23 protein-coding genes are annotated in these 25,586 nt (G+C 63.8%); 13 read left to right on the top strand and 10 right to left on the bottom strand.

Annotated elements, in window-relative coordinates:
* Position 1: 1 nt before the first annotated feature.
* Entirely contained in the window at positions 2 to 937 is a 936-nt protein-coding gene (locus E8Q40_RS17455; RefSeq protein WP_370455267.1) for a glycosyltransferase family 2 protein, read from the top strand.
* An 8-nt stretch (positions 938 to 945) separates the two neighbouring features.
* Here the strand turns inward: E8Q40_RS17455 and E8Q40_RS17450 are convergent, their stop codons facing one another.
* On the bottom strand, positions 946 to 1,809 hold the full coding sequence (locus E8Q40_RS17450) for a glycosyltransferase family 2 protein (RefSeq protein WP_137045747.1): 864 nt from the start codon (positions 1,807 to 1,809) through the stop codon (positions 946 to 948).
* 267 nt (positions 1,810 to 2,076) lie between these two features.
* Here E8Q40_RS17450 and E8Q40_RS17445 point away from each other — a divergent pair, with 267 nt between their 5' ends.
* The 3 genes from E8Q40_RS17445 to cysN are packed head-to-tail and all read left to right on the top strand — an operon-like array spanning position 2,077 to position 6,203.
* A complete protein-coding gene (locus tag E8Q40_RS17445) occupies positions 2,077 to 3,360 on the top strand; it encodes a nucleotide sugar dehydrogenase (RefSeq protein ID WP_137046791.1) in 1,284 nt (427 codons plus the stop codon).
* Between the two features lie 51 nt (positions 3,361 to 3,411).
* Positions 3,412 to 4,323 (top strand): sulfate adenylyltransferase subunit CysD, encoded by a 912-nt coding sequence (gene cysD, locus E8Q40_RS17440; protein ID WP_137045746.1) that lies wholly within the window; start codon positions 3,412 to 3,414, stop codon positions 4,321 to 4,323.
* A complete protein-coding gene (cysN, locus tag E8Q40_RS17435; protein WP_137045745.1) occupies positions 4,323 to 6,203 on the top strand; it encodes a sulfate adenylyltransferase subunit CysN in 1,881 nt (626 codons plus the stop codon). The genes cysD and cysN overlap by 1 nt, the downstream gene beginning before the upstream one ends.
* On the opposite strand, the gene E8Q40_RS17430 is transcribed toward cysN, so the two are convergent.
* Together E8Q40_RS17430 and E8Q40_RS17425 are read right to left on the bottom strand one after the other, a co-directional pair.
* Positions 6,200 to 7,399, bottom strand: coding sequence for an O-antigen ligase (locus E8Q40_RS17430; RefSeq protein WP_137045744.1), 1,200 nt, complete (start codon positions 7,397 to 7,399; stop codon positions 6,200 to 6,202). The two genes, cysN and E8Q40_RS17430, sit on opposite strands and share 4 nt — an antisense overlap.
* Positions 7,400 to 7,431: 32 nt before the next feature.
* Positions 7,432 to 8,022: a D-sedoheptulose 7-phosphate isomerase gene (locus E8Q40_RS17425; protein WP_205995579.1), complete on the bottom strand. Its 591-nt coding sequence runs from the start codon at positions 8,020 to 8,022 to the stop codon at positions 7,432 to 7,434.
* Between the two features lie 368 nt (positions 8,023 to 8,390).
* Between E8Q40_RS17425 and egtB the strand changes: the two genes are divergently transcribed.
* From egtB to gtdA, 5 genes are all read left to right on the top strand, one after another.
* The gene (egtB, locus tag E8Q40_RS17420; RefSeq protein WP_137045742.1) at positions 8,391 to 9,644 is read left to right on the top strand and encodes an ergothioneine biosynthesis protein EgtB; all 1,254 of its coding nucleotides are present in this window, start codon (positions 8,391 to 8,393) and stop codon (positions 9,642 to 9,644) included.
* Between the two features lie 52 nt (positions 9,645 to 9,696).
* Positions 9,697 to 10,674, top strand: coding sequence for an L-histidine N(alpha)-methyltransferase (gene egtD, locus E8Q40_RS17415; protein ID WP_246662897.1), 978 nt, complete (start codon positions 9,697 to 9,699; stop codon positions 10,672 to 10,674).
* Positions 10,675 to 10,819: 145 nt separating this feature from the next.
* Positions 10,820 to 11,692 carry a fumarylacetoacetate hydrolase family protein gene (locus E8Q40_RS17410; RefSeq protein ID WP_137045740.1) on the top strand — a complete coding sequence of 291 codons (873 nt, stop codon included), beginning with the start codon at positions 10,820 to 10,822 and terminating at the stop codon, positions 11,690 to 11,692.
* A 128-nt stretch (positions 11,693 to 11,820) separates the two neighbouring features.
* Positions 11,821 to 12,387, top strand: coding sequence for an NADPH-dependent FMN reductase (locus tag E8Q40_RS17405; RefSeq protein WP_137045739.1), 567 nt, complete (start codon positions 11,821 to 11,823; stop codon positions 12,385 to 12,387).
* Between the two features lie 132 nt (positions 12,388 to 12,519).
* Positions 12,520 to 13,584, top strand: a complete 1,065-nt coding sequence (gene gtdA / locus E8Q40_RS17400; RefSeq protein ID WP_137045738.1) for a gentisate 1,2-dioxygenase — start codon at positions 12,520 to 12,522, stop codon at positions 13,582 to 13,584.
* 62 nt (positions 13,585 to 13,646) lie between these two features.
* Here gtdA and E8Q40_RS17395 read toward each other — a convergent pair whose 3' ends face one another.
* The 3 genes from E8Q40_RS17395 to E8Q40_RS17385 all read right to left on the bottom strand — a co-directional run bounded on the left by E8Q40_RS17395 (position 13,647) and on the right by E8Q40_RS17385 (position 17,674).
* Positions 13,647 to 15,602, bottom strand: a complete 1,956-nt coding sequence (locus tag E8Q40_RS17395; RefSeq protein ID WP_137045737.1) for a TRAP transporter fused permease subunit — start codon at positions 15,600 to 15,602, stop codon at positions 13,647 to 13,649.
* Between the two features lie 10 nt (positions 15,603 to 15,612).
* Complete coding sequence (locus tag E8Q40_RS17390; RefSeq protein ID WP_137045736.1) at positions 15,613 to 16,590, bottom strand: TAXI family TRAP transporter solute-binding subunit; 978 nt, start codon at positions 16,588 to 16,590, stop codon at positions 15,613 to 15,615.
* 178 nt (positions 16,591 to 16,768) lie between these two features.
* On the bottom strand, positions 16,769 to 17,674 hold the full coding sequence (locus E8Q40_RS17385; RefSeq protein WP_205995577.1) for a LysR family transcriptional regulator: 906 nt from the start codon (positions 17,672 to 17,674) through the stop codon (positions 16,769 to 16,771).
* A gap of 103 nt (positions 17,675 to 17,777) precedes the next feature.
* Here E8Q40_RS17385 and E8Q40_RS17380 point away from each other — a divergent pair, with 103 nt between their 5' ends.
* Entirely contained in the window at positions 17,778 to 18,944 is a 1,167-nt protein-coding gene (locus E8Q40_RS17380) for an MFS transporter (RefSeq protein WP_137045735.1), read from the top strand.
* On the opposite strand, the gene E8Q40_RS17375 is transcribed toward E8Q40_RS17380, so the two are convergent.
* Positions 18,945 to 20,030: an isocitrate/isopropylmalate dehydrogenase family protein gene (locus tag E8Q40_RS17375; RefSeq protein ID WP_137045734.1), complete on the bottom strand. Its 1,086-nt coding sequence runs from the start codon at positions 20,028 to 20,030 to the stop codon at positions 18,945 to 18,947. It abuts the gene before it with no gap.
* A 95-nt stretch (positions 20,031 to 20,125) separates the two neighbouring features.
* Between E8Q40_RS17375 and E8Q40_RS17370 the strand changes: the two genes are divergently transcribed.
* Positions 20,126 to 20,914, top strand: a complete 789-nt coding sequence (locus E8Q40_RS17370; protein ID WP_137045733.1) for a hydroxypyruvate isomerase family protein — start codon at positions 20,126 to 20,128, stop codon at positions 20,912 to 20,914.
* A gap of 82 nt (positions 20,915 to 20,996) precedes the next feature.
* Complete coding sequence (locus E8Q40_RS17365) at positions 20,997 to 21,572, top strand: hypothetical protein (RefSeq protein WP_246662896.1); 576 nt, start codon at positions 20,997 to 20,999, stop codon at positions 21,570 to 21,572.
* Here the strand turns inward: E8Q40_RS17365 and E8Q40_RS17360 are convergent.
* Both E8Q40_RS17360 and mbfA read right to left on the bottom strand, forming a co-directional pair.
* A complete protein-coding gene (locus E8Q40_RS17360; protein WP_137045732.1) occupies positions 21,569 to 22,447 on the bottom strand; it encodes a metallophosphoesterase in 879 nt (292 codons plus the stop codon). The two genes, E8Q40_RS17365 and E8Q40_RS17360, sit on opposite strands and share 4 nt — an antisense overlap.
* Before the next feature lie 140 nt (positions 22,448 to 22,587).
* Positions 22,588 to 23,547, bottom strand: coding sequence for an iron exporter MbfA (gene mbfA, locus E8Q40_RS17355; protein WP_137045731.1), 960 nt, complete (start codon positions 23,545 to 23,547; stop codon positions 22,588 to 22,590).
* An 88-nt stretch (positions 23,548 to 23,635) separates the two neighbouring features.
* On the opposite strand from mbfA, the gene E8Q40_RS17350 reads away from it, so the two are divergent.
* Entirely contained in the window at positions 23,636 to 24,151 is a 516-nt protein-coding gene (locus tag E8Q40_RS17350; protein ID WP_137045730.1) for an NUDIX domain-containing protein, read from the top strand.
* Positions 24,152 to 24,948: 797 nt separating this feature from the next.
* Here the strand turns inward: E8Q40_RS17350 and E8Q40_RS17345 are convergent.
* Positions 24,949 to 25,584, bottom strand: a complete 636-nt coding sequence (locus E8Q40_RS17345; protein ID WP_137045729.1) for a LysE family translocator — start codon at positions 25,582 to 25,584, stop codon at positions 24,949 to 24,951.
* Between the last annotated feature and the right edge of the window lie 2 nt (positions 25,585 to 25,586).

Genomic DNA, 25,586 nt, shown 5'->3' with positions numbered 1-25,586 from the left:
GATGCCCAACTACAACCACGCGCATTATCTGCCGCGCGCGCTGGATGCGATGTTGGCGCAAACGTGGACCGATTTCGAAATCATCGTCGTTGACGACGCCTCGACGGACAATAGCCGCGAGGTCATCGAAGACTTTGCGAAGCGCGATCCGCGCGTTCGGTCGGTCGCGCTGGGGGAAAACCGCGGCGTCAATTACGCCGTCATGCGCGCGCTCGAGGTGGCGGAAGGCGAATTCATCTGCTGCGCGGCTGCCGACGATTTTGTCGCGCCGAATTTCCTCGAGCGCTGCGTCACCGAAATGAATCACCATCCGGAGGCCGGTCTGAGTTTCTCCGATCCGACGGAATATTATGAAAAAGAGGGGACCAAGATTCATTACCCTCTTAATCTGAGCGACAAGCCAATATTCTACTCGCCGGACGCGCTCGTCGCCTTGTTCGGCCGCAACTACTTTCATATTTCGTCGAATACGGGCCTGTTTCGTGCCTCCGCCTTCCGTCAGGCGGGGGGCTTCGATCCCGATCTGCACTGGCTTTCCGATTGGTTCCTGGTTCTTGTCGTCGCCTGTCGTCACGGCGCGTGCTATCTGCCGGAATCGCTGACATGTCTGACGGTGCGAGGCGATTCTTATTCCGCGCAAAGCCTGCGCGATTCACGCGCGCAGCGGCCGATGTTGATGAAGGTGCTGGAGCGGTTCGCGACCCCCGCCTATGCCGATGTCATCAAACGGTTTCAGGACGCCGGATTGATCCCGGAATATCGTTTAAGGACATTGTATTGGCTGCTTGCGAGCCCCCTCGGAAGACAATGGGTGACGCCGCAGCTTGCTATACGCATTATCGGGCGTGGGCTTTGGTCTTATGTCCGTCCGCTGGCTTCGCCCGCACTACGACGGCGGTTGAGGAAGCTTCAGAACGCCGTGACGCGACAGAATTGAGGGTGCGTTCAATCCCAGAAGCGTTTGAGATGGAGCGTCGTGCGCGGAACACGCAGCCACGACCGGACAAAATAGAAGGCTGTCGCCAGCCAGTCTCGATTGGCGGCGGCAATCGACGCACGCTCGACATCCAGATAGGCCTTCAGCCGACGAATAAAGGGCGCGGTCAGGCGGTTCGGACTTCCGGTGGTGGCGTATTTGGTCAGCAACCGGTGTGCGGCCTGTTCAAGAGTGTCGCGGCGCGGTTTGCCGCCGAGTTCGATGATAGCGGCAACATTCGGCCATCGCTCGAGCCGGCCGCCGGCCAGGGCAAAGCGCAAAAACCAGTCGAGGTCTTCGAGGCGCGCGAGCGCCGTATCGTAAGGCCCGATCTTCGCAAAGACCTCCCGGCGCAGAAGCAGGGTCGAGCCCGGCGAAAACCAGCAGCCACTGGCGAAGTCGAGTGGATCGTCACTCGCGCGAGGGATGCGGGTGTCATGGCGGCCAATTGACTTGTTTTCCAGTACGAAGCCCGCGACAAAAGCGGTGAGGGCGGACCGGTTCGTGGCGTAGTTCTGCTGCGCCATCGTCAGGCGAGGGGCGAGCGTATCCGTCAGCCAGTAATCGTCGGAGTCGAGAAACAGCAGCCACTCGCCTTGTGCCGCCTCGATCCCGGTGTTACGCGCCGCCGCGGCGCCGTGGTTTTTTTCGTGGCGAATGACGCGAATGCCATGGCCGGAAAGACTGGACGGCAGCGTGAATGCGGGCTGAGAACAGTCGTCGACAACGATGATCTCGGTATTCGCAACGTTCTGTACGACGACGCTGTGCAGCGCTCGTTCGCACAGCGCCTGGCGATTGAAGACCGGAATGATGATCGTCGCATCCAGCATAAGGGATTCGGCTTTTTAATCGGTTCGATTCGAACGGGACGGACCCACATAGCATCCCGCCACGCTCGACGGGCAAGCCCGGATTTAGTCCTTTTTGATGGCCTGGCGCATCGCACGTCCGGGGGCGCCGGGGCAGGTGGTGTTGTCTCTATATCCAGCCTTGGAATTCGGCTAGGGCAGTGCCTAGAGTAGGATATCGACACGGCACGAACGCTACGTGTATCAACGCCTGTCTATTTCGCGCGCCAACGGAATTCCGGGAAGATGCTGACTCACAATCGGACAATTGCGGTCATCGGCCTTGGTTATGTAGGCCTGCCGGTTGCGGTCGCCTTTGCCCGTGCGGGCGTCCCGGTGGTTGGGTTTGACGTCGATGCGGACCGGATCGCGGAGCTGAAATCGGGGCATGACCGTACGCTTGAGGTCGACGCAGCGGATTTGGTTAATCCCAACCTGACCTACAGCGCCGACGACTCGGCCCTAGCGAAAGCGGACTTCTTCATCGTCACCGTGCCGACGCCGATCGACGAGGCGCGGCGGCCGGATCTCGGCGCCATGCTGTCGGCATCGCGCACCGTGGCCAAATATCTCAAGCGTGGGGATATCGTCGTCTACGAGTCCACGGTCTATCCCGGGGCCTGCGAAGAAGATTGCCTTCCGGTGCTGGAGGCCGGCTCCGGCCTCAAGGCGGGCCAAGATTTCTGGATCGGTTACTCGCCGGAGCGCATCAACCCCGGCGACAAGCAGCACCGCTTCGAGACCATCACCAAGGTCGTTTCGGCGCAGACTCCCGAAGCGCTCGACATCGTCGCCAAGGTCTACGGCTCGGTGGTCAAGGCCGGCATCCATCGTGCGCCGTCAATCAAGGTCGCCGAAGCCGCCAAGGTCATCGAGAACACCCAGCGCGATCTCAATATCGCGTTCATGAACGAACTGTCCGCGATCTTTCAGGTGCTCGATATCGACACCGCGGATGTTCTCGCCGCGGCGGCAACCAAATGGAACTTCCTCAACTATCAGCCTGGTCTGGTCGGCGGGCACTGTATAGGCGTCGATCCTTATTATCTGACCCATCGCGCCGAGAAAGCCGGCTATCACCCGGCGATCATTCTCGCCGGCCGGCGTATCAATGACGGCGTCGGTGCGCGTATTGCGCAGGAATGCGTGCGCATGTTGACGCAGCGAAACTGCACCAACCCCTTGGTGACGGTGCTGGGCATGACCTTCAAGGAAAACGTCCCCGATATACGCAACTCCAAAGTGATCGATATCATTCGCGAACTGGACCGCTTCGGCGTGCGCTATCAGGTTCACGACCCCATGGCTTCCGCAGAGGAGATCCGGCACGAGTACGACATCGAGTTGACGCCCATGGACAAGCTGGGGCCTGCCGACGCGGTCGTCTTTGCGGTCGCGCACAGCGACTATGTGCACGAAGGCTGGGCGCTGATGTCCCGTCTGCTCAAGGGCGGTCGCGGGTCGGTCATCGATGTCAAGTCGCGGCTCGATCGTAGCCACTGTCCGGACGGTATCGACTTGTGGCGGCTTTGAGCGCGGCGGCAATGGCCGCTATTCTTCGGTTTCTATTTGTTGAAAGTCGTCATGACCTGGCGTGAGCACAACATCGGTCTGCGCCGCCTTGAAGCCGAGGCGATCGAAATCATTCGCGAAGCGGTCGCCGAGTCGCGCAACCCGGTGATGCTCTATTCCATCGGCAAGGATTCCAGCGCGATGCTGCACCTTGCGCAAAAAGCCTTTGCACCGGGCAAGCCGCCATTTCCGCTTCTGCACGTCGACACGACCTGGAAATTTCGCGAGATGCTCGCCTTCAGGGACGAGACCGCGGCCCGGATCGGGATGGATCTGCTCGTTCATGTCAACGAGGAGGGGCTCCGGCGCGGTATTTCGCCGATTGCGTCGGGATCGGCGGTTCATACGCAGGTCATGAAGACCGAGGGGCTGCGGCAGGCGCTCGACAAATGGAAGTTCGATCTGGCTTTCGGCGGCGCCCGGCGCGACGAAGAGAAGAGCCGGGCCAAGGAGCGCATCTTCTCACATCGCAGCGCATCTCACGGCTGGGACCCGCGCAACCAGCGGCCCGAATTGTGGCGCCTGTTTAACGCGCGCATCAAACCTGGCGAGTCGCTGCGCGTGTTTCCGCTATCGAACTGGACCGAGATCGATGTCTGGGATTACATCCGCGCCGAGAATATCCCGGTGGTGCCGCTTTATTTCGCTAAGTCGCGCCCGGTGGTGGAGCGCGAGGGCACGCTGATCATGGTCGATGACGAGCGGCTGCCCCTCGAACCGGGCGAGACGCCGCGGATGGAGAGCGTCCGCTTCCGCACGCTCGGCTGTTATCCCTTGACCGGCGCCATCCGTTCGGGGGCCGACACGCTTGATGCCATCATCGAGGAGATGCGCTCGTCGTCGAGTTCGGAACGGCAGGGCCGGCTCATCGATCACGACGATAGTGGTTCGATGGAAAAGAAGAAGCGCGAGGGCTATTTCTGATGAGCTCGCCCGGACCAGACATCGCTGGCAGTGTGGTGCGCTCGCGGCCGGTGCTGCGCTTTCTGACCTGCGGATCGGTCGACGACGGAAAATCGACGCTGATCGGCCGGCTGCTTTACGAACAGAATCTGATCTTCGATGATCACCTTGCGGCATTGACCCGCGATTCCAGAAAGCACGGCACCACCGGCGCCGACATCGATTTCGCATTACTGCTCGACGGTCTCGAAGCAGAGCGCGAGCAGGGTATCACCATCGATGTCGCCTATCGTTATTTCGCGACGCCGCGCCGCGCCTTCATCGTCGCCGATACGCCCGGCCACGAGCAATACACCCGCAACATGGCCACCGGCGCATCCAATAGCGACCTCGCCATTCTTCTGGTTGACGCGCGCAAAGGCCTGCTGGCGCAGACGCGGCGGCACGCCATCATTGCCGGCATGCTCGGCATCCGGCATGTGGTGCTGGCGGTCAACAAGATTGACCTCGTCGGCTTTTCGCAAGACGTCTTCGATGGCATCGCCGGCGCGTTCGCCGCCTTCGCCGCGCCGCTCGGCTTCAAGGTCGTGCAGGCGATCCCGCTTTCGGCCCGCTACGGCGACAATCTGTCGGTGCGAAGCGACAAAACGCCCTGGTTCGACGGGCCCTCTCTTCTCGAATTTCTTGAAACCGTCGATGTCGAGGATGACCGCGCCGCCAAGGCATTCCGCCTGCCGGTGCAATGGGTTAACCGGCCCAATCTGGATTTCCGCGGTTTTGCCGGCACTGTGGCCAGCGGCACGATAGGCATCGGCGAGGAGATCGCCGTTCTGCCGTCGGGACGATCGAGCGTCATCAAGTCCATTCTGTCGCCGGCCGGTGAGGTTGACCGTGCCGAGGCCGGTGACGCCGTCACGGTAACGCTCGCCGACGAGATCGACATCGCCCGCGGCGATGTGATGGCGCCCATGCGCGAGCGGCCGCAGGTGGCCGATCAATTCGCCGCGCATCTCGTCTGGATGTCGGCGGAGCGGCTGCTGCCGGGGCGCTCCTATCTGATGAAGATCAACCACGGTGCCGTGGTCGCCACCGTGACGGAACTCAAGCACCGGGTCGATACCGACAGCCTGGCCAAGCTTGCCGCCAAGACTCTGGCGCTGAACGAAGTCGGCGTCTGTAACCTGTCGACCGGGCGGCCGATCGTTTTCGACACCTATGCCGACAACCGGACGACCGGCGCATTCATTCTGATCGACCGCGTCTCCAATGAAACCGTCGCGGCGGGTATGGTCGATTTTCCCTTGCGCCGCGCCACCAACATTCATCGCCAGAATATCACGGTGACCAAGGAAAAGCGGTCGCTGCTCAACAATCACCGGCCCGCAGTGCTTTGGTTTACCGGGCTCTCCGGCGCGGGAAAATCGACGATCGCCAATCTCGTCGAGGTCCAGTTGCACGCGCGCGGCGTGCACACTTTGTTGCTCGACGGCGACAATGTGCGGCATGGCCTCAATCGCGACCTGGGCTTCACCGAAGCCGATCGTGTCGAAAACATCCGGCGCATTGGCGAAGTGGCCAAGTTGATGACCGAAGCGGGCCTTGTCGTGCTCTGTTCCTTCATCTCGCCGTTCCGCGCCGAGCGTCAGATGGCGCGCGAGCTGGTTGCAGACGGCGAGTTCCTGGAGATTTTTGTCGATGCCCCGCTCGAACAATGCGTCGCGCGCGATCCCAAGGGACTCTACCGCCGCGCGCTCGCCGGCGAGATCAAGAATTTTACGGGCGTCGATCAGCCCTATGAAGTGCCCCAATCGCCCGATCTGCACTTGAAGTCCGGCGAGTTCACCGCCACCGAATTGGCAGAGCAGGTGGTTCGCGGCCTGGAGCGACTGAAGGTTATCTAGCCGCGCCGGTCGGCCGCGCCGGTACGGTGCGCTTCCCGAAGCACAGCGCCGCCGGCAACGCCGACGCCGATCACATATAGCCAGCCATGCGTGAAATCGAACAGATGGGAGTTGAACATTGAGCCGGCGATGTTCTGCAGCACGATCGCGAGCCCCATCCAGCCCGCAATACTGTGGGATCCGAACAAGGCCACATGAGACAGCCACATCGCGATCAGGATCGCGATACCGACCAGGCCGATCTGAATCCCCACGGCGAACATTTGATTGTGTGGATTGGCGGCGACCGTCGCAGCCATCCCTGATTGTCCTTCCGCGGCCTTCTGAAACTGATTGCGAATAGAGCCGGTGCCGTGTCCGAGGATGGGCGCCGCCGCGATGAAGGATACCGACTTGCGCCAGAACTCGAGGCGCTCGCCCGCCGGTGTCGCCCGGCCTTCCGGAGTAAAGCTCTGGACTTCCTGAACGAATCCGACCACCCGCTGGCGCAGGAAATCGGCCGTCGGCCAGGCCGCCGCGATCAGGATGACAAAGGCGACGGCCATCGCTGCCGCGCCGCGCCAGCCGAACCGGCGAAAGCCGAACACGACCAGCAGCAGCGTCGTCACCACCAGTGCCGTGCGGCTGGTGGCGATATAGAAGATGTTGATCAGGCACAACGTCGCGAGCAGCGCGAGCGCGAGCGCCAGAGTGCGTCTCCCGTTTCCCCAGGCGTCCACGCCCAACCGCACGAAGAACAGAAGCGCCACCGTCAGCACCGCACTCTGCGCAATGTAGTCCTTCACCGGAATGCCGTCCGGCTTGAAAGGCGGCGGCAGGACCAGCCCGAAATAGCTTAGCCACGACACGGCCAGCAGCACCGTGCACGACACCGCAAAGCCGATCATGACGCGGCCGGCGTGTTCGGAGCGGCTGAACTGCGCCAGCAGCAGCGGAATGCACAAAAGGCGCAGATAAGAGTCAAAGCCGTCGAACCGCTCTGCCCAGGACACATCGGCCCACAACATGCCGAGCGCGGCCAAGCCGACGAGGGCGAGGATCGTGACGCCGGCCGGCCGCAGAAAGGCCCGCCGGAAATCCTCAGGCCCCAGTGTTGGCAAGACGGCAATCAGCCACAGCACGGCGAAGATGGCGGTGAGGGACGTCGACCACGGCAGCGAAGCGGCCAGCAAGGCAACGAGCCAGTCGGCCTGCACCGGCAGACTTGCGCGGTAGGACCGCCAGAGCGTCACGGCTGGACGAAGCCCAGTTCGATCTCGATCGCGCCGCACAGCATCTGCCCGAGCGTGATGTGCATCTCCTGGATGCGGGCCGTGGTGTCGGATGGCACCACAAGCAGGTGCTGCGGAAGGCCGGTCAGATCGCCGCCGCCCTTGCCGGTGAGGGCCGCGGTGACAAGGCCCATTTTCTTGGCCTGCTTCAGCGCCAGCGTGACATTGGGGCTTTTGCCCGAAGTCGAGATGCCAATGGCGACGTCGCCCGGCCGGCCGAGCGCCTCGATCTGCCGCGCGAAGATGTAGTCGAAGCCGAAATCGTTGCCGGCCGCGGTCAAGACCGACGTGTCGGTGGTCAGGGCGAGGGCGGCGATGGCCGGACGGTCCTTCTTGTACCGGACGGCAAGTTCGGTCGCGAGATGCTGAGCGTCGGCGGCACTGCCGCCATTGCCGAACAGCATGATCTTGCCGCCGGCGCGGATCGACGTAACGCAGGACGCCAGCAGATCGGCGAAGGCCTTTCCGAGCGCAGCTTCGGTCGCTTGCGCCACCGCGCGCTGCTCGGCGAATTCGGCCTTGTAGAAGGCGGCAACATCGAATGTCATATCCGGCATCTCCCGTTCGCGCGACGCTGCCACGCCAAACCGGCGCGCATATCGCGTTCGAGCGCCCAGACCGTCCGACCGGACTCGTCGTTGCTGCGCATCAGACCCCCGAGGCGCCCCTTATAGAGACGGGCCGTGGAGGTTTCAATCGACCGTTATCGCCTTGGACTCACGGCGGAATTAAGCCCGCGCGGCGGCAGGCGAAGCGTGCGATGCGGTCGGCGTCCACAGCTCTCCAGAATGCGACGAGGCTGGCGGTTGTGCGCGCGTTCGGACGATGGAACAATTGCCGCTGCCAATCGTAAATAGCTTGAGGGTTGGTACACGCCGGGGGCGAGTTGTCCTCAGATACGTCACGGAGGCCGTTGATGGCCCACACTGCGATGTCGTCGGTCCCCGGCGCTTCACTTCGAAATCAGCCGGCCGACGAGCGTCGCGCGCGTTTTCTCGCGGCCTATCGCGCCGTGCGCGCCGAGACCGAGCGTCGCGCGTCCTTCCTGTCGCCCGAGGACCAGATCGTGCAGTCGATGGCGGATGCGTCGCCGACCAAATGGCATCGCGCCCATGTGACCTGGTTCTTCGAGACGTTTCTCGTTCGCGAATACGACAAATCCTATGCGCTGTTCGACGAACGCTTTCCCTTTCTGTTCAACTCCTATTATGTCGCCGCCGGTCCGCGGCATGCGCGGCCGCAGCGCGGCCTGATCACACGGCCGAACAGCGAAGAGGTGACGCGTTATCGCGCGCATGTCGACGCCGCGGTTGAGAGATTGATCGAACACGTGTCCGAAGAAGATGCGCCGCGAGTTTTCGAGATTCTCGAGATCGGTCTCAATCACGAGCAGCAGCATCAGGAGCTGCTGCTCACCGACATTTTGCACGCCTTCGCGCAGAACCCGACGAACCCGGCTTACGATCCCGACTGGCAGATGCCGCGCGGCGCGACTGGGCCGCGCGAGGTCAACGATTTCATCGATGTGCCGTCCGGCATCCAGCCGATCGGCCATGACAATGCGAGCTTCTGTTACGACAACGAACTGCCGCGCCACGACGCGCTTATTCCCAAAATGCGCATCGCGCGCCATCTCGTGACCAATGCGCAGTGGCTGGCGTTCATCGAGGCGGGCGGATACCGCACGCCGTCGCTGTGGCTATCGGACGGCTGGGCGGCGGTGCAGGCGGAAGGCTGGGAGGCACCGGGATACTGGCGGCAGGGCGATGGAACCTGGCATGTCATGACGCTCGGCGGCCTGAAACCGGTCGATCCAGCCGCTCCGGTTTTGCATGTCAGCTATTACGAGGCCGACGCGTTTGCCCGCTTTGCCGGTAAGTGCCTGCCCAGTGAGCAGGAATGGGAAGTGGCGGTTCGCGCCGGCATCATCGCCGACGCTTTCGGCCTGTCTTGGCAATGGACGCGCAGTGCCTATTTGTCCTATCCGGGATACCGCGCTGCCGAAGGGGCGCTGGGGGAATACAACGGCAAGTTCATGAGCGGACAGATGGTGTTGCGCGGCGCGTCGCTGGCAACCCCGGACGGCCATGAGCGTTTAACCTACCGCAACTTCTTTTATCCGCCGGCGCGTTGGCAGTTCTCAAGCCTGCGCCTCGCCGAATTTCCCTGAACGGGACGGCACCGAAAGACACATGATCGGATCGTGAGGCCCTATGGTCGCGTTGGCACGAACTCAATCTTTTATCGCGGATGACGCCGAAACCTCGGCCTTCGCCGCCGATGTCGTGAAAGGCCTCTCGGCGCAGCGCAAGCGCGTGCCGCCCAAGTATTTCTACGACGCGGTCGGATCGGAGCTGTTCGAACGCATCACCGAGCAGCCGGAGTACTATCCGACGCGCTGCGAGATGAGCATCCTGCGCGAGCAGGGCGCCGAGATCGCCAAGCTGATCGTGCCAGGCGCGGCGCTGATCGAATTCGGCTCCGGCTCTAACAAGAAGGCGCGTATCCTTCTAGCTGCCGCGCCGGCGCTGGCCGCTTATGTGCCGGTCGATATCTGCGGCCCAATGCTGGCGCAGGAAGCGGCCGAACTGGCGCCGGATTTTCCGTCGCTCAACGTGCGGCCGGTCGAGGCCGATTTCACCCAGCCCTTCGCGCTGCCGCAGGAAGCCGTCGACGCGCCGGCCCGCGTCGGCTTTTTTCCGGGTTCCACCATCGGCAATCTCGAGCCGCACGAAGCCTCGGCCTTTCTGCGCAACGCGGCCAAGACGCTCGGCCCCGGCGCCAGGATGATCATCGGCGCCGATCTGGTGAAGGATTCCGAAACCCTCAATGCCGCCTATAACGACGCGGCGGGCTTCACCGAAAAATTCAATCTCAATCTTCTGACGCGCATGAACCGCGAACTCGGCGGCACGTTCGATCTCAAGACGTTCGAACATCACGCCTTCTACAACCGGGAGCGCCAGCGCGTGGAAATGCATCTGGCCAGCACCAAGCGGCAGAAGGTGAAGGTGGCGGGCGAGTGCTTCGACTTCCGCGCCGGTGAGACCATCCACACCGAGAACAGCTATAAGTATACGCCGGACTCGCTCGCGGCGCTTGCCCGTGGCGTGGGCTGGGAGCCGGCCGGGGTGTGGACTGACGCGGATTGCCGTTTCTCGATCCAGGCCTTCTCGCTGCCGGAGACCGCCAAGGTCTGAGGTGGGCAAATGCCCTTCCGCAATCCGAAAACAGCCGCGCGCTCAGGCTGTTGAACGATAGCCACGGTCTGCGCTAAGCCACTCCCCGACATTCCGCGCGCGTCCGCGCCCGGAGGCATGACCACGAAAGTCTGGGTGAGGCGCGATGAAGATCGTCAATTTCCAATCAAGCAACGGCGTGCGCATGGGTGTCGTCGACGGTGACACCGTCGTTGATGTCAACGCCGCCGACAGCACGCTGCCGACCGAGTATGGCGCCTTCCTGCGCGCCGGCGGTGACGTCAAGGCGCTGGCCGATGTCGTAAAGAAGGCGCCGGCATCGGCCCGCGTGCCGCTCGCCGGCATCAAGTTCGCGCTGCCGGTGATGAGCCCGGGCAAGGTGATTTGTCTCGGCCTCAATTATCTCGACCACGTCAAGGAAGGTCCGCAGAAGGACAATATCCCGAAATTCCAGTCGATCTTCTTCCGCATGATGTCGTCCTTCACGTCGCCGGGCGCACCGCTGATCCGGCCGAAGAAGTCGATCCAGTTCGACTACGAGGGCGAACTGGTCGTCATCATCGGCAAGCGCGCCAAGCACCTGACGCTGGAGAACGCCGCCGATTGCGTCGCCGGCTACACCTGCGGCATGGAAGGCTCCATCCGCGAATATCAGCGCCACACCACGCAGTGGGGCATGGGCAAGAATTTCGACGAGACGGGCAGCTACGGCCCGTGGGTCGTCACCGCCGACGAGTTGCCGCGCGGCGGCAAGGGCCTCAAGATCGAAAGCCGCCTCAACGGCAACGTGATGCAGTCCTCGAACACCGATCACTTCATGTTCCCGGTGGCGGAATCGCTGGTCTATCTCACCGAAGGTATGACGCTGGAGCCGGGCGACGTTCTGTTCACTGGCACGCCGTCGGGTGTGGGTCATGCCCGCAAGCCGGAACCGGTGTGGATGAAGGCCGGCGACACCATCGAGTGTGAGATCGGCGGCATCGGCACTCTCAAGAACACCATCGCCGACGAGAAGTGAACCAAGCACCCGCTCTGGTGTTGTTTCTTTGAATTTGACAGATTGCGCGTCCCGCGGAGCGGCGGGGCGCGCGTTTTGTCACCTGCGAAAGGACGTGCTGCGGGCCGACGCCGGGACGGAGACTGTTGATGGCCGATGAACTCAAGGTGCTGACGATCTGCGGATCGCTGCGCAAGAAGTCGTACAATCACGCGCTGGTGCGTGCGCTGCCGGCGCTGGCGCCCGAGGGCATGACCTTTTCGGAGTCGCCGCCCTTCGACACCATTCCGTTCTATAATCAGGACATTCAGGACGCTTCCGGCTTTCCGGATTCGGTGGTGAAGCTCGCCGACGCGATACGCGCCGCCGACGGCGTCATCATCGTCACGCCGGAATACAACTGGACCATCCCCGGCGCCCTGAAGAACGCGTTCGACTGGGTGTCGCGCATGAAGGACCAGCCGTTCAAGGAAAAGCCGGTCGCGATCCAGTCCGCCAGCAGCGGGCCGATGGGCGGCTCGCGCATGCAGTATCACATGCGCCAGTCGATCACGTATCTGAACGCCTTCATCTTCGGCACGCCGGAAGTGATCGTGTCCTTCGCGCAGAACAAGTTCGACAAGGATACGCTGGAACTGACCGACCAGCAGACCAAGGATTTCATCAAGCAGCAGCTCGCCGGCTTCGCTGGCTTCATCAAGCGGGTGAGGGCCTAACCGGGTGGGCAGGCCCATCGGTTCGGCAGGAGTTTGTTCCAAAGCAGGGCTGTTTCGCCCGGTATCGTTTTGCGCTATAAGATGGTTACAAACGGAACGATCGGGCAAAAATCGCCCTCAGGGAGCGCGCGCATGTCGATGGCAACCGAGGCCAATCCTGGGTCCAAACATAACATCCAGGCCTCACGGCAGGCCTATTACGAGAAAATCCGGGGCTATAACCTCGCCCCGCTCTGGGAGGTGCTCAAGGGCCTCGTGACGCCCGAGCCGAAAACCCAGATGGTGCCGGCGGTGTGGAAGTTCCCGCAGGTCGAGAAGCTGATGCTCGAAGCCGGCGAGGTCATCACGGCCGAGGAGGCCGAGCGCCGCGTGCTGGTGCTCGAGAACCCCGGCGATCCGGGCAAGTCCAAGATCACCAATTCGCTGTTCGCCGGCATCCAGCTCATCATGCCGGGCGAAATTGCCGACGTGCACCAGCATGTCGCTTCCGCCATCCGCTTCGTGCTCAAGGGTGAAGGCGCCTATACGGCGGTCGAGGGCGAGAAGTCGAATATGGAGCATGGCGACTTCATCATCACCGCGAACTGGGCGCCGCACGATCACGGCAACACCGGCAAGGAGCCGGTGATGTGGCTCGACGTGCTCGACATGCCGACGGTCAATCACTTCCAGGCATCGTTCGCCAAGCACTTCGACGAGAAGATGCAGAACGTCAATCACGAGGATGGCGACTCGTTCGAGCGCTATGCCACCGGCGTGCTGCCGGACGGCATGCCGGCGGTGACCAACCGCTCGCCGGTGATCAACTATCCGTACCGCAAGATGAAGCCGGTGCTCGAGCGACTGCGCAAGACCGGCGACATCGACAAGCGCTTCGGTGCCCGCGTGCGCTACGCCAACCCGATCAATGGCGGCCCGGTGCTGCCGACCATGGGCGCGCATCTGTCGCTGCTGCCCAAGGGCTTCAAGGGCGAGCCCTATCGCTCGACCGATGGCACCGTGTTCTGCGTCGCGGAAGGCTCGGGCGTGACCATGGTCGATGGCCAGCCGCTGGAGTGGGGCGTCAACGACGTGTTCGTCATCCCGCCGTGGAAGCGCTACAGCCACGAGGTCAAGGGCAATGCCGACGCGGTGCTGTTCTCGATCTCGGACCGCCCGGCGCAGGAAGCGCTCGGCATCTGGCGGGAGGGAAATTGAGGCTCATTCTGCGCGGTATACGCTGAACGCTCCCTCTCCCCATGGGAGAAGTGAAGAAAGATCTACGGCGCCGCTACTTGCGGCGCCGTTTGTTTTTGCGCGCGGCTCTGCATCCAGTTGAACGCCATCAGCGCCAGCGCGCCGGTGAGGCCGACGATGTCGATCCATTGCGCGCCGGCAAAGACATTCGGCGGCAGCAGGATGGCGATGGCCGCCACGCCGAAGGCGATGCGCAGCGGGCCCGCCAGCGGCGCGAACATGAAGCCGACAATGGCGGCGGTACCGATCACGATGCCGAGCACGTTGCGCGACAGGTTCCAGCCGATTTCGAGCCAGGTGCCGTCGAACAGCAGCGACGGCTGGGTGACGAACAGGAAGGGGATGAAGAACGTGCTCCAGCCCACGACCACCGCCATCCAGCCGGCGTTCCAGCCCGGCACGCGCGCGATATTGGCCGCCGCATAGGCGGCGATCGCCACCGGCGGCGTGATCATCGACAGCATGCCGAAATACATCACGAACATGTGCGCCGCCATTGGCGACACGCCGAGCTTGATGATCGACGGCGCCAGCAGCGAGGCCGTCAGCACATAGACGCTGACCGTCGGCATGCCCATGCCGAGGATGATGGAGATGACCGCGGTCAGGGCCAGCAGCACGAACAGATTCTCGCCGGCGATGGCGATGAGCTGCAGCGTCAGCCCGAAGGAAATGCCGGAGATGTTGAGCGCGCCGACCACCATGCCGGCGGCGGCGCCGATCAATATAATGTCCAGCGCGGCGCGGCCGGTGTCGAGCACGGCGCGCAGCATCTCACCTGGGCTCACACGCTTGCCGCGATAACCGAACAGCAGCGACAGCACGATTAGGATCGCCGTCGAATAGACGGCGGCGCGCTCGATCGGGATCTGGAAGAACTCGGGCCAGGCCAGCGTCGCGATGAGGAAGATCAGCGGGATCGGGAAATGCCATCCCGATTTCAGCACCGCGGTGAAAGCCGGTATCTCGGCGACCTGCGCGGCGCCGATCTTGTGCTTGGCGGCCTCGAGATCGACATGCACAAACAGCGCTATGTAGTAGAGCAGCGCCGGAATGAAAGCGGCGAGCGCAACGGCGCCATAGGGCACCTGCAGGAATTCCGCCATGAGGAAGGCGGCGGCGCCCATCACCGGCGGCATCAGTTGGCCGCCGGTCGAGCCGACGGCCTCGATCGCCGCGGCGCGCGTGCGCGAGAAGCCGGAGCGCGACATCAGCGGGATGGTGACGATGCCGACGGCCATGACATTCGACACCGCCGCGCCGGAGATCAGCCCGAACAGGCCGGAGCCGACCACGGCGATCTTGGCCGCGCCGCCGCGGAAGCTGCCCATGCCGGACATTGCCAGGTCGGCGAAATAGGCCGCGCCGCCGGTGCGGCCGAGCACCTGGCCCATCAGCGTGAACGGCACGACGATGAGGACGGCGACCGACAGGATGTTGCCGATGATGGCATTGGTATCGAGGCCGTAATAGACCAGCAGGCGCTCGGGCGAGACGGCGCGCGTGGCGAAATCGCCGGGCATATGGGGCCCGATGAAGACATAGGCCGAGATGATGAGAATGATGACGATCAGGACGGCGCCGGCCGAACGTCGCGTCGCCTCCAGAACCAGCAGAACGAGAATGGCGCTGCCGATAATGCCTTCGACCGGCAGCAGCGCGATCGAGAGTGTCAGTTCCTCGTAGCGGACGGCGATATAGCCGCAGATGATCAGCGCCAGCGCGGCGCCGATCCAGCCGAAGACCGCATGCTTGAAGCGGGCGTTGATGAAGGATAGCGCCAGCGCAAGGCCAAGACAGATCGCGAGTAGTTGCTCTGTATAGAGCGACAGGCCGAGAAACTTGCGCGGCAGGTCGAGCACCCAGCCGACCACGCAGGCGAGCAGCAAGGCTTGCAGGATATCGGTTGCCCAGGCGGCGACTTTCGAAACGGCGGGTTTGTCGTCCGCCGTTTCGTCGATAGCGTGAACTTCACTCACTGGATGGCGCTCACTGGACCTTCATCGCCTCGATCTTGTGATCCTTGAAATACTTCAAGGCGCCGGGGTGATAGGGAATGTTGTAGGTCTTGTAGAGCTTCTTGGCGTCGAAATCGCGCAAGGCCGGCTGCACCGCGACGAGTTCGCTCTTGTTGGCTTCCATCACCTCAATCATCTTGTAGACGACCTCGTCCTTCACCTTGGCGTTGGTCAGCAGCATGTTGTCCCAGGTGTAGACCTCCATCGGCTGCTCGACGCCAACGAAGAACGGCGACGGCGCGGCCGGGGTGAGATAGCCTTCCGGCACGATCTTTTGCGCCGCGGCCATGCCTTCTTTCGGAATGGTCAGGGCACGGATGCCGCCGACGGTGGCGTCGACCTCGCGCACCTTGGCCGCGCCGAAGGCGAAGAAGAACATGTCGGCCGAACCGTTGGCGAAATCTTCCGCGCCGCGCACGACGTTCGGCACCAGCACCGGCTTGATGTCCGCCTCGGTCAGACCGCCGGTCGCGAGAATCGCTTTCACCAGCGGATCTATGGTGCGCATCGCCGAGAAGCCGAGCACGACGCGTTTGCCCTTGAGGTCGGCGACGGTCTTCATGGGCGAATCCTTGCGCACCCAGAAGGCGCCGCGCAGCGAGTGCAGCGAGCCGACGACGCGCAGGTCCGGATAGGCCTTCACGGCGATCTCGGTCTCGAAGATGTTGGCGATGCCGAGATCGCCTTCGCCGCGGGCGAGCAGCGGCAGCAGCGTGGTTTCGCCGGCCGTCGGCTGCACCAGCATGTTCATGCCGCCCTTTTCCTTGAGCACCTTGGCGATGGCCGAGGCGGTGGTGTGGCTCAGCGTGCCGGCGGGCATGCTGTAGATGCCATAGGCCTGCGACCAGGCCGCGGTCGCGGTGAGCGTCAGCGCGGCAACGGCGCCGAGTGCGGCGCGGGTGAAACGGGCGACGCCATGACGGGTCTCGATCGACGTTTCAATCGACATTGGTTTTCCTCCCCTGTCGATCCGGTCTTTGCGTTGGCTTTTGGCCGATGCCGGATCGGTCTCTCTGTAGCGGTAGCGTAGGCGGTGGACGGCGTCAGTGCAAAGCCATTCCTGCCAATAGCTTTCGGATTACGGAAACAATACGCGCCTCATGCGGGCGGTCGCCCAACGGCGCAGGTTATGCCGCGCCCGGTGCGCGCAATTTCTCGGCCAGGAAATCAACCAGCACGCGCACGCGCGCCGGCATGTTCGCGCCGCCGATGAAGACCGCGTGAATGGCTTCGCGATCTTGCGGGTTGAACTCTTCGAGCAGCGGCACCAGGCGGCCGCTCGCCAGATCATCCTCGATGTGGAAATTGCCGACGCGGGTGATGCCCAGCCCGTCGAGCGCGAGCTGCACCAGCGTCTCGCCGTTGTTCGCGGTGATGTTGCCACTCACCGGCAGGATATAGTCGCGGCCGTCCTCGCGGAACGGCCAGCCGGGCTCTATGCGGCGGAAGCTGAAGTCGAGGCAGTTATGCGTGGCGAGGTCGGCCGGCCGGCGCGGCGTGCCGTGGCGCTCAAGATAGGCCGGCGAGGCGATCACCGTGCGGCCGGTGTGGCCGAGACGCCGCGCGGTGAGCGGACTGTCGGCCAGCGGGCCGAAGCGGACCGCGACGTCGGCGCGGCCGCCGAGGATGTCGGCCACCTCGTCGCTCAAGTCGATATCGAGCGAGATGCCCGGATAGCGGGCTGTGAATTCGCCGAGCAGCGGCAGCACGTTCATGCGGCCATGCGCCGAGGCCATGCTGAGGCGGACCTTGCCGCGCGGCGAGGCCTGGTCGGCGATGGCGCGTTCGGTCTCGGCAATGTCGGCCAGGATGCGGCACGCGGCATGGATATAGCTCTGGCCTTCGGCGGTCAGCCGCAGCGAGCGCGTGGTGCGCACCATGAGGCGGACGCCGAGCCGGGCCTCAATGCGCCCGATGATGCGGCTGACCGCCGAGGGCGTCAGCCCAAGCGCCCGCGCCGCGCCGGACAGGCTGCCTTGGCGGGCGACCTCGACAAAGGCCGCCATCTCCGATGTGTGGTCAGCTCGCTCCATTTGTGAATCCTACGCAAAGATGCTGGACCGGGAAAGCCTCTAGTGCGGATTGCGGCGCTGCACCATGTCCGGGGTTGCAAAAATTCCGGAGCGCTGTACCGCCATGAAATTCAATCCACCCCTGTTCGCTCTTGCACTCGGCGCCTTCGGCATCGGGGTCACCGAATTCACGCCCATGGGCATGTTGCCGCTGATCGCCGACGGCCTCGGCGTCTCCATCCCAGCCGCCGGGCTTCTGGTCAGCGCCTATGCGCTGGGCGTGCTGGTTGGCGCGCCTGTGATGACCTTGGCCTTCGCCCGGGTGCCGCGCCGCACGCTGCTGATCGGCCTAATGGGCATCTTCACCGCCGGCAATCTCTTGGCGGCGATCTCCGACAGCTATTCGATGCTGCTTGCCGCCCGCATCATCACCTCCTTCAACCATGGCGCCTTCTTTGGCGTCGGCTCGGTGGTGGCGGCGAGCGTCGTCGCGCCGGAACGGCGGGCTTCCGCCGTGGCGGCGATGTTCACCGGCCTGACCATCGCCACCATCGGCGGTGTGCCGCTCGCCGCCTGGCTCGGCGAAGTGTTCGGCTGGCGCGCCACCTTCTGGGGTATCGCCGGTGTCGGCGCGGTCGTCATGGTGGCGTTGCGTCTCGCCTTGCCGCTGATGCCGGCCGACAGCAATGCCGACATGCGCGCCGAACTGCGCGTGCTCGGCCGCGCGCCGGTGTTGCTGGCTCTGGCGCTCACCGTGGTCGGCGCCAGCGCCATGTTCACGGTGTTCACCTACATCGTGCCGATCCTCAAGTCCGAGACCGGCGCCGGCACGGCCTTCGTTACCGCGATGCTGGTCGTCTATGGCGTTGGCCTCGCGGTCGGCAACCTGATCGGCGGCCGCTTCGCCGACCGCTCGGTCGACGGCACGCTGATGGCGTCGCTGCTCGGCGTCGTCGTGCTGCTCGCCGCCTTTGCGGTCGGCATGCGCTGGGAGGCGAGCGCCGCGGTGCTGATCTTCTTGTGGGGCATCGCCAGCTTCGCTTTGGTGCCGCCGTTGCAGATGGGCGTGATGCAGGAAGCGCACGAAGCGCCGAACCTCGCCTCCGCCATGAACATCGGCGCCTTCAATCTCGGCAATGCGGTCGGCGCCGCGCTCGGTGGTGCGGTGATCGACGCCGGCCTCGGCCTGCCGGCAGTGTCGATCGCAGGCGCCGCGACCTCCGCGGTCGGCGTCGTCATGCTGCTGCTGGTGCGGCGGAAAGTCGTCGAAGCGCCGCAGGCCGCTGAGTAGCTATCCCAGCGCCGTCATCACCGCCTTGGATATCGTCGCAGTGCCATCACCGCCGCCATATTCCATCGGCTTGAGGCCGGTGCGATAGGCATCGTCGACCGCCTGCTCGATACGCTGGGCTGCTTCGGCGGCGGGCGGGTGATCGTGCTTGTCAGCGAGCCAGTCGAGCATCATGGCGGCGGACAGGATCATGGCGGTCGGATTGGCCTTGCCCTGGCCCATGATATCCGGCGCGGTGCCGTGGCAGGGCTGGAACACCGCATGGGTGTCGCCGATATCGGCGGATGGTGCCATGCCGAGGCCGCCGATCAGGCCGGCGGCGAGATCGGAGAGAATGTCGCCGAACATGTTCTCCATCACCATGACGTCGAAGTCCCACGGCTTTTTCACCATGATGGCGGCGCAGGCATCGACATAGAGCTTGTCGGTCGCCACATCGGGAAACGCCGCCTTGCGTTCGTCGAAGATGCCGCGCTGCCAGTTGAACGCCTTGAACACATTGGCCTTGTCCACGAGCGTCAGCCGGCCCGGCTTGCCGCGCGCCTTGCGGCGCTGCGCGAGCCGCAGGCAGAAGTCGAACAGCCGCTCGGTGGTCTTGCGCGTGACGACGAGCGTCTCGCGCGCTTCATCATGCGTGGTGACGCCTTTGCCCATTGAGGCGAACAGGCCTTCGGTCGATTCCCGCACCAGCACGAAGTCGATGCCGTGCTCATGCGCGCCGACGATCGGCGAGGGCACGCCGGGCACCAGCCGCGCCGGGCGCACGCCGGCATAGAGATCGTAGATGAAGCGCAGTTCCACCTGCGGCATGATCTCCGTCCCGTCGGGATAGCGGATGCTCGGCATGCCGCAGGCCCCGAGCAGGATGGCGTCGGCCTCGCCGGCGAGCTTCACCGTCGCGTCCGACATCGATTTGCCGGTCGCCTTGTATTCCTCGGCGCCGGCCGGCGCTTCCGAAAAGCGGAACTTGAGGCTCGGCGTCGTTTCCTCGATGCGGCGCAGCACATCGAGTGCCGGCTTCATCACCTCATGGCCGATGCCGTCGCCCGGCAATACGCAAATATGAAAGGCGGAGTTGGCGGACATGCGGCGTTCCTCGATACGGGTGGCCTTTGCGGCGCTTGGACGGTAATTTGCCCGCTAATGAATACGGCCCAGGCGATGGGCGCAAGGGGAGAAGCATGCCGCGGTTTTCCGCTCACATCGACTATCTGTTCAAGGAGCGGCCGCTCATCGAGCGCATCGACGCGGCAGCGGCGGCCGGCTTTACGGCGATCGAAGGCCGCTTTCCCGAAGGTGTGAGCGCGGCGGACTACAGGCGCGCCACCACGCGCAACAATCTCAAGGTGCTCGGCATCAACACGCCGCAGGGCGGCGAGGGCGAGTTCGGTCTCGGCGCGCTGCCGGGACGGCAGGACGAATGGCGCGCTGCCTTCGCGCAGACGCTCGACTATGTCGCTGCGGTCGACGGCCTCGCCATCCATTGTCTGGCCGGCATGGTGACGCCCGAGCGGCGCCGCAAAGCGGAGGACGTGTTCGTGGACAACCTCAAGCGCGCCGCCGATCAGGCCGCGGCGAAAAACATCAAGCTCTATATCGAGCCGATCAACCAGCGCAGCGTGCCGAATTATTTTCTCTATCAGGTCGAGCACGCCGCCGACATCATCGCCAAAGTCGGCAGCGACAATGTCTTCATGCAATACGATTTCTTCCACGTGCAGATCGTCGGCGGCGACATCATCGAGCGTTTTAAAAAGTACCAGCCGCTGATCGCCCACATCCAGTGCTCGCAGGTGCCGGTGCGCCACGAGCCCAACGAGGATGGTGAGATCAATTACCCCTACGTCTTCGCCGAGATCGATCGGCTCGGCTATCCGTTCTGGGTGGGCTGCGAGTACATCCCCTCGACGCCGCGGACCGAGGACAGCCTGGGCTGGATCCGGCAATACGGTGTCAATCCGCGCAATTAACCTTTGGCTAACCGTCAATAGCCTTGAAAAACCTGACCTTTCTCCCTTTTCCGGGCTTTCGGGGCCTGCTAGAAAGGCCCCCATGTGGGGACGCCGCAAAAAGCCCGAGTCGGAGATGCCCGTGCCGCCGACGCCGCTCAAGGAGGCAATGCGCGAGGCGCGCATCGAGGCCGCCGAGCGCTCGGCTGTCATCGTCGATCTGCGCGATGCCGAGGTGGCGCGGCTGGAGCTGCTGAGCGAAGCGCTCGATCCGCTGTTCGCCGAAATCCCGAAAGAGGTCGAGCTGTTCGATCGCGGCGTCAGCCAGGGCGAAACACCACGGCTGTGGATCGACGTCGTCGCCCATATCGAGATGGGCCGCGACAAGCGCGAGTACCGCTTCGTGCAGGATACGCGCTACGGCCGCGCCGTGCTGGCCGAGAGCTATGAACTGCCGGAGATGGTGTCGGCCGTAACGCGCTATGTGGCCCGGCGCCTGCTCGAGCGGGAACGTGCGCTGGCGGACGACGTGCCGTTCGGTCAGGCGGCGACGCTCAAGACCATCGAGGACGAGCAACGTCGCGGCCGCCTGCGTGGCCTGCGCATGTTCATCTACGGTGTCGTGGTCGCGGTGGCGGTCCTGTTCACCTGGGCGCTGCTGACCGCGCCGGTGCCTTAAAGCATTTCCCGCTTCACTTCCGTCACCAACCCATCCTCACTCACCGCCCTTACCACCATCTCGCACCGCCACGCGCCGGGCGCGCCATCGATGCGATAGAGGTGATAGCCGGCATTGTCCTTGTCGAGGCCGGGCGCGGCGGAAGCCGAAGGTACGCCGACCGCCGGCACTCGCGCGCCGTTCGGCCCGTCGATGACATTGAGCATGTCGCGATGGTCGTGGCCGTGCAGGATTAATTCGGCGCCGTGCCGGGCGATGACGTGCATGAAGTTGCCGGCGTCGGTGAGGCGCTTATAGGCCGGCGCATCGCTGACCGGCGGATGATGGATCAGCACAACGCGAAACAGCTTCTCGTCGCGCATACGGTCTAGCAGGGTTGCCAGCGCGCCGAGCTGGCCGTCGCCGAGTTCGCCGGTCGCCTGGAACGGTGCCGTCGGCACGCCGGTCGAGAGGCCGATGATCGCGAGCGGGCCGCGCCGCCGCACATAGGGAAACGTCTCGCCGTCGTCGCCGGTCATGAACGGGCCCCAGGCCCGCGCGGCAAAGCGCGCGCACTCGGCGACGTAGATGTCGTGATTGCCCGGCACGAAGCTCACCTGCTCCGGCTTGCCCAGCGCGTCGAGAAAGCCGCGGCCGGCGGCGTACTCAGCCTCTAACCCGATATTGGCGATATCGCCGGTGACGGCGATGTGGTCCGGCCTTTGCGTCTTGAGATCGGCGACGATGCTGCCAAGCACCGCCGGATCATGCACGAAGCGGCGCTTGCGCTGCCAGTTCAGGTAACCGGTGATGCGCTTGCTACACAGATCGAGCACATGCGCCGGCGGCAGCGGCGAAAGGTGGATGTCGGAGAGGTGGGCGAGGGTGAAGGGCAAAGCCGGCGTCCAATGGCTGTCATGCCCCGCGAAAGCGGGGCATCCAGTATCCACCGGAATGAAGGGATAAGCGAGGTATGCGCCTCAATCGCGCACAGGGGATACTGGGTCCCCGCTTTCGCGGGGACGACAACAAAGAATCACGAACTCCCGATCAATATCCCGGAGATGAACACCAACACGCCGCCGACCACGATCTGGAACGCCGCCTTCAGGAACGGCGTGTCCATGTATTTGTAGCGGATCCACGAGATCACCGCGAGTTCGATGGCGACCACGATCACCGCCGCGATGGTGGCGACATAGAAGTCGGGAATGAGATACGGCAGCGCGTGGCCAACGCCGCCGATGGTCGTCATCAGGCCGGAGACGAGGCCGCGCAGCCACGGCGCGCCGCGGCCGGTGAGCGAGCCGTCGTCGGACAAGGCTTCGGCAAAGCCCATCGAAATGCCGGCGCCCACAGACGCCGCCATGCCGACGAGAAACGTCTCCCAGGTATTGTGCGTGGCGAAGGCCGCGGCGAACAACGGCGCCAGCGTCGACACTGAGCCGTCCATCAGCCCGACCAGGCCCGGCTGCACATATTGCAGCAGGAACATGCGCCGCGCCGTCTCGTGTTCCTCGGCGCGCGCATCTTCGGTGAGAATCTTCGCGGTCAGCTTGTGCGCCAGCGTCTCATGTCCTGCCTCGGCTTCGGCCAAAGTGATCAGCAGCTCGCGCACCGACGCATCGCGGGCGTTCTCGGCGGCCTTGCGATAGAAGCGCTCGGCCTCGAACTCCATGTTCTCGGCGAACTTGCGCACTTCCTCGAGGCCGAGCGGCCGCATCAGCCACAGCGGCTTCTTCGGGTGAAGGAAGCCCTTGACGTCCTGGCGACGGATCAACGGCAGATATTCGCCGAAGCGCTGACGGTAGAGGTCGTAGAGAATCGCGCGGTGATGCACTTCCTCTTCGGCCATCTCGTCGAACACCTTCGCGGAGGCGGGAAACTGCTCGCGCAGGCCCTCGGCGAAGCCGCGATAGATGCGGCTGTCCTCTTCCTCATTGGTGATGGCGAGCGCCAGCACTTCCTGCTCGGTCAGGTCGGAGAATTGCTTCACGGGGGACGTCCTTAGCGGGTCTGGCTTAACCCCATATATTGGAATCATTCTAAAGATTAAAGGCCTCAGTCCGCCCAACTTTCAGCCGATGCGCTATGAGAATGGGTCGCAAAAAGGGAACCGCCGCTTGTCTGCCTTACGTCGCCGTTTTGAGCCGATATTGAGCCGTGCCTTTCACTTTTACTGGCGTTTCGCCCGTGGTGCGACGCTTGGCGCCTTCGCCCTGGTGATCGACGGTCAGGGCCGGGTTTTCCTGATCAAGCACTCCTATGTCAGCGGCTGGCATCTGCCCGGCGGCGGCGTCGAAACCGGCGAGACGGTGAAGACGGCGCTGGCGCGCGAACTGATCGAGGAAGGCAACATCAAACTCACTGGCGAGCCAGTGCTGCATGGCGTATTCCACAACCGTCGCGTCTCGCGGCGCGATCATGTGATGCTCTATGTCGTGCGCGATTTCGTGCAGGAATCGCCGCCGGTGCCGGACTACGAGATCGTGGCGCACGGCTTCTTCGCCATTGACGAATTGCCGGAAGACACCGGCCGCGCCGCCCGCGCCCGCATCGCCGAGGTGTTCGAGGGCCGGGCGGTGAGCGAGATGTGGTGATGGCTCGGTGTCGTCGGTGGGGCAACATCCTGTAGCCCGGATGAAGCGCAGCGAAATCCGGGGACAGTATCTCTCAGCATCATCGCCCGCGTAGGCGGGCGATCGAGCTCTTTGCTCCAACGGCGTCATGGCCCGCGAAAGCGGGCCATCCAGTAATCGCGGGTGTCAGCGAATACTGGATCGTCCGCTTTCGCGGACGATGACGATACGAGGCCAGAAAATAGTCCTTGACTCTTATTCCTAGGACATTATAGGCTCATTTCGTCCTGTTCCGGCCGGGGGCGCTGTCATGAGGCGTCGTTTCAGTGGGAACAGGGCGCGGTGCCCGCGAGCCCGGGGATTACGCATCCCGGGCGCTCGGGCGGCGACGGGGCTCCGCCCGCCGGCAATAAGACCGGCTGCAAGGAGCTTGCTGATGGTGAGCGCTACCCATCGCAAGATGGATCAGCCGCCAGAAGCGCGGCCCGTGCGCCGTAAGACACCGCGATGGAGCGCCGCGGGGCGCGGGCGTCCCTTCGCAGGGGATGCCTCGCACCCTCAAGGTGCGATCCAAAAAGGGCGCCTCGCGGCGCTCCATCCCCTCGGCATGCGCCGAGGGAGAAGGAAAGGGAAGCCGGCGTGACCCGCGCCGTAAAGAACAGGGCCAGCGGAGCGTTGGCTGCAAGTTTCCGGGCTGTTTGAAAATTGAATCAGACAAATCCAGAACCGGTCATCCCCGCGAACGCGGGGATCCAGCTCTTCTCAAGATCGTCGCAAGTGTTGGGTTCTCCGCCTTCGCGGAGAACGACGGCGGCGATTCAGCGTTCCACCAGCGCCAGCCTTATGCCGAGCGCGACGAACATGGCGCCGATGGCGCTGTCGATGAGGCGCTGGAAGCGCCGCGTCGCCTTCAGCCGCGACGTCGCATGCGCCGTGACGGCGGCGAGGACCAGGCTCCATAGCGTGCCGCCGATGATGAAGACAACGCCGAGGAACAGGAAGGCGATCGCCTTCGACGGCGTGTCGTTGCTGACGAACTGCGGCAGGAAGGCGAGGAAGAAGATCGCCACCTTCGGATTGAGCGCGTTGCTGAAGAAGCCCTGCCAGAACACGCTGCGCAGCGGCAACGTCGTCTGCGCCGGCGCGGTGCTTTCGGCCACCGCGGCGGAACGGCTGAGGATCATGCGCAGGCCGATATAGATGAGGTAGGCGGCGCCGACATATTTGATGACGGTGAAGGCGGTGGCGGAGGCCGCGATCAACGCCGACAGGCCGATGGCCGCCGCTGCAATGTGCACGACGATGCCGCCGGCAATGCCGAACGACGCCGCCACGCCGCCGCGCAAACCCATTTGTGTCGAGCGCGCCACCACCAGCGCCGTGTCCGGCCCCGGTGTGATGTTCAGCAGCAGGGCCGACAGAATGAAGAGCCAGAGATCGTGCGTACCGAACATCG

The sequence above is a fragment of the Pseudolabrys sp. FHR47 genome, assembly GCF_005153485.1.
In the GTDB taxonomy this organism is placed as follows: Bacteria; Pseudomonadota; Alphaproteobacteria; order Rhizobiales; family Xanthobacteraceae; genus Pseudolabrys.
The sequence above is the reverse complement of the archived record's forward strand: the minus strand, read 5'-3'. Positions and strand labels throughout refer to the sequence as shown.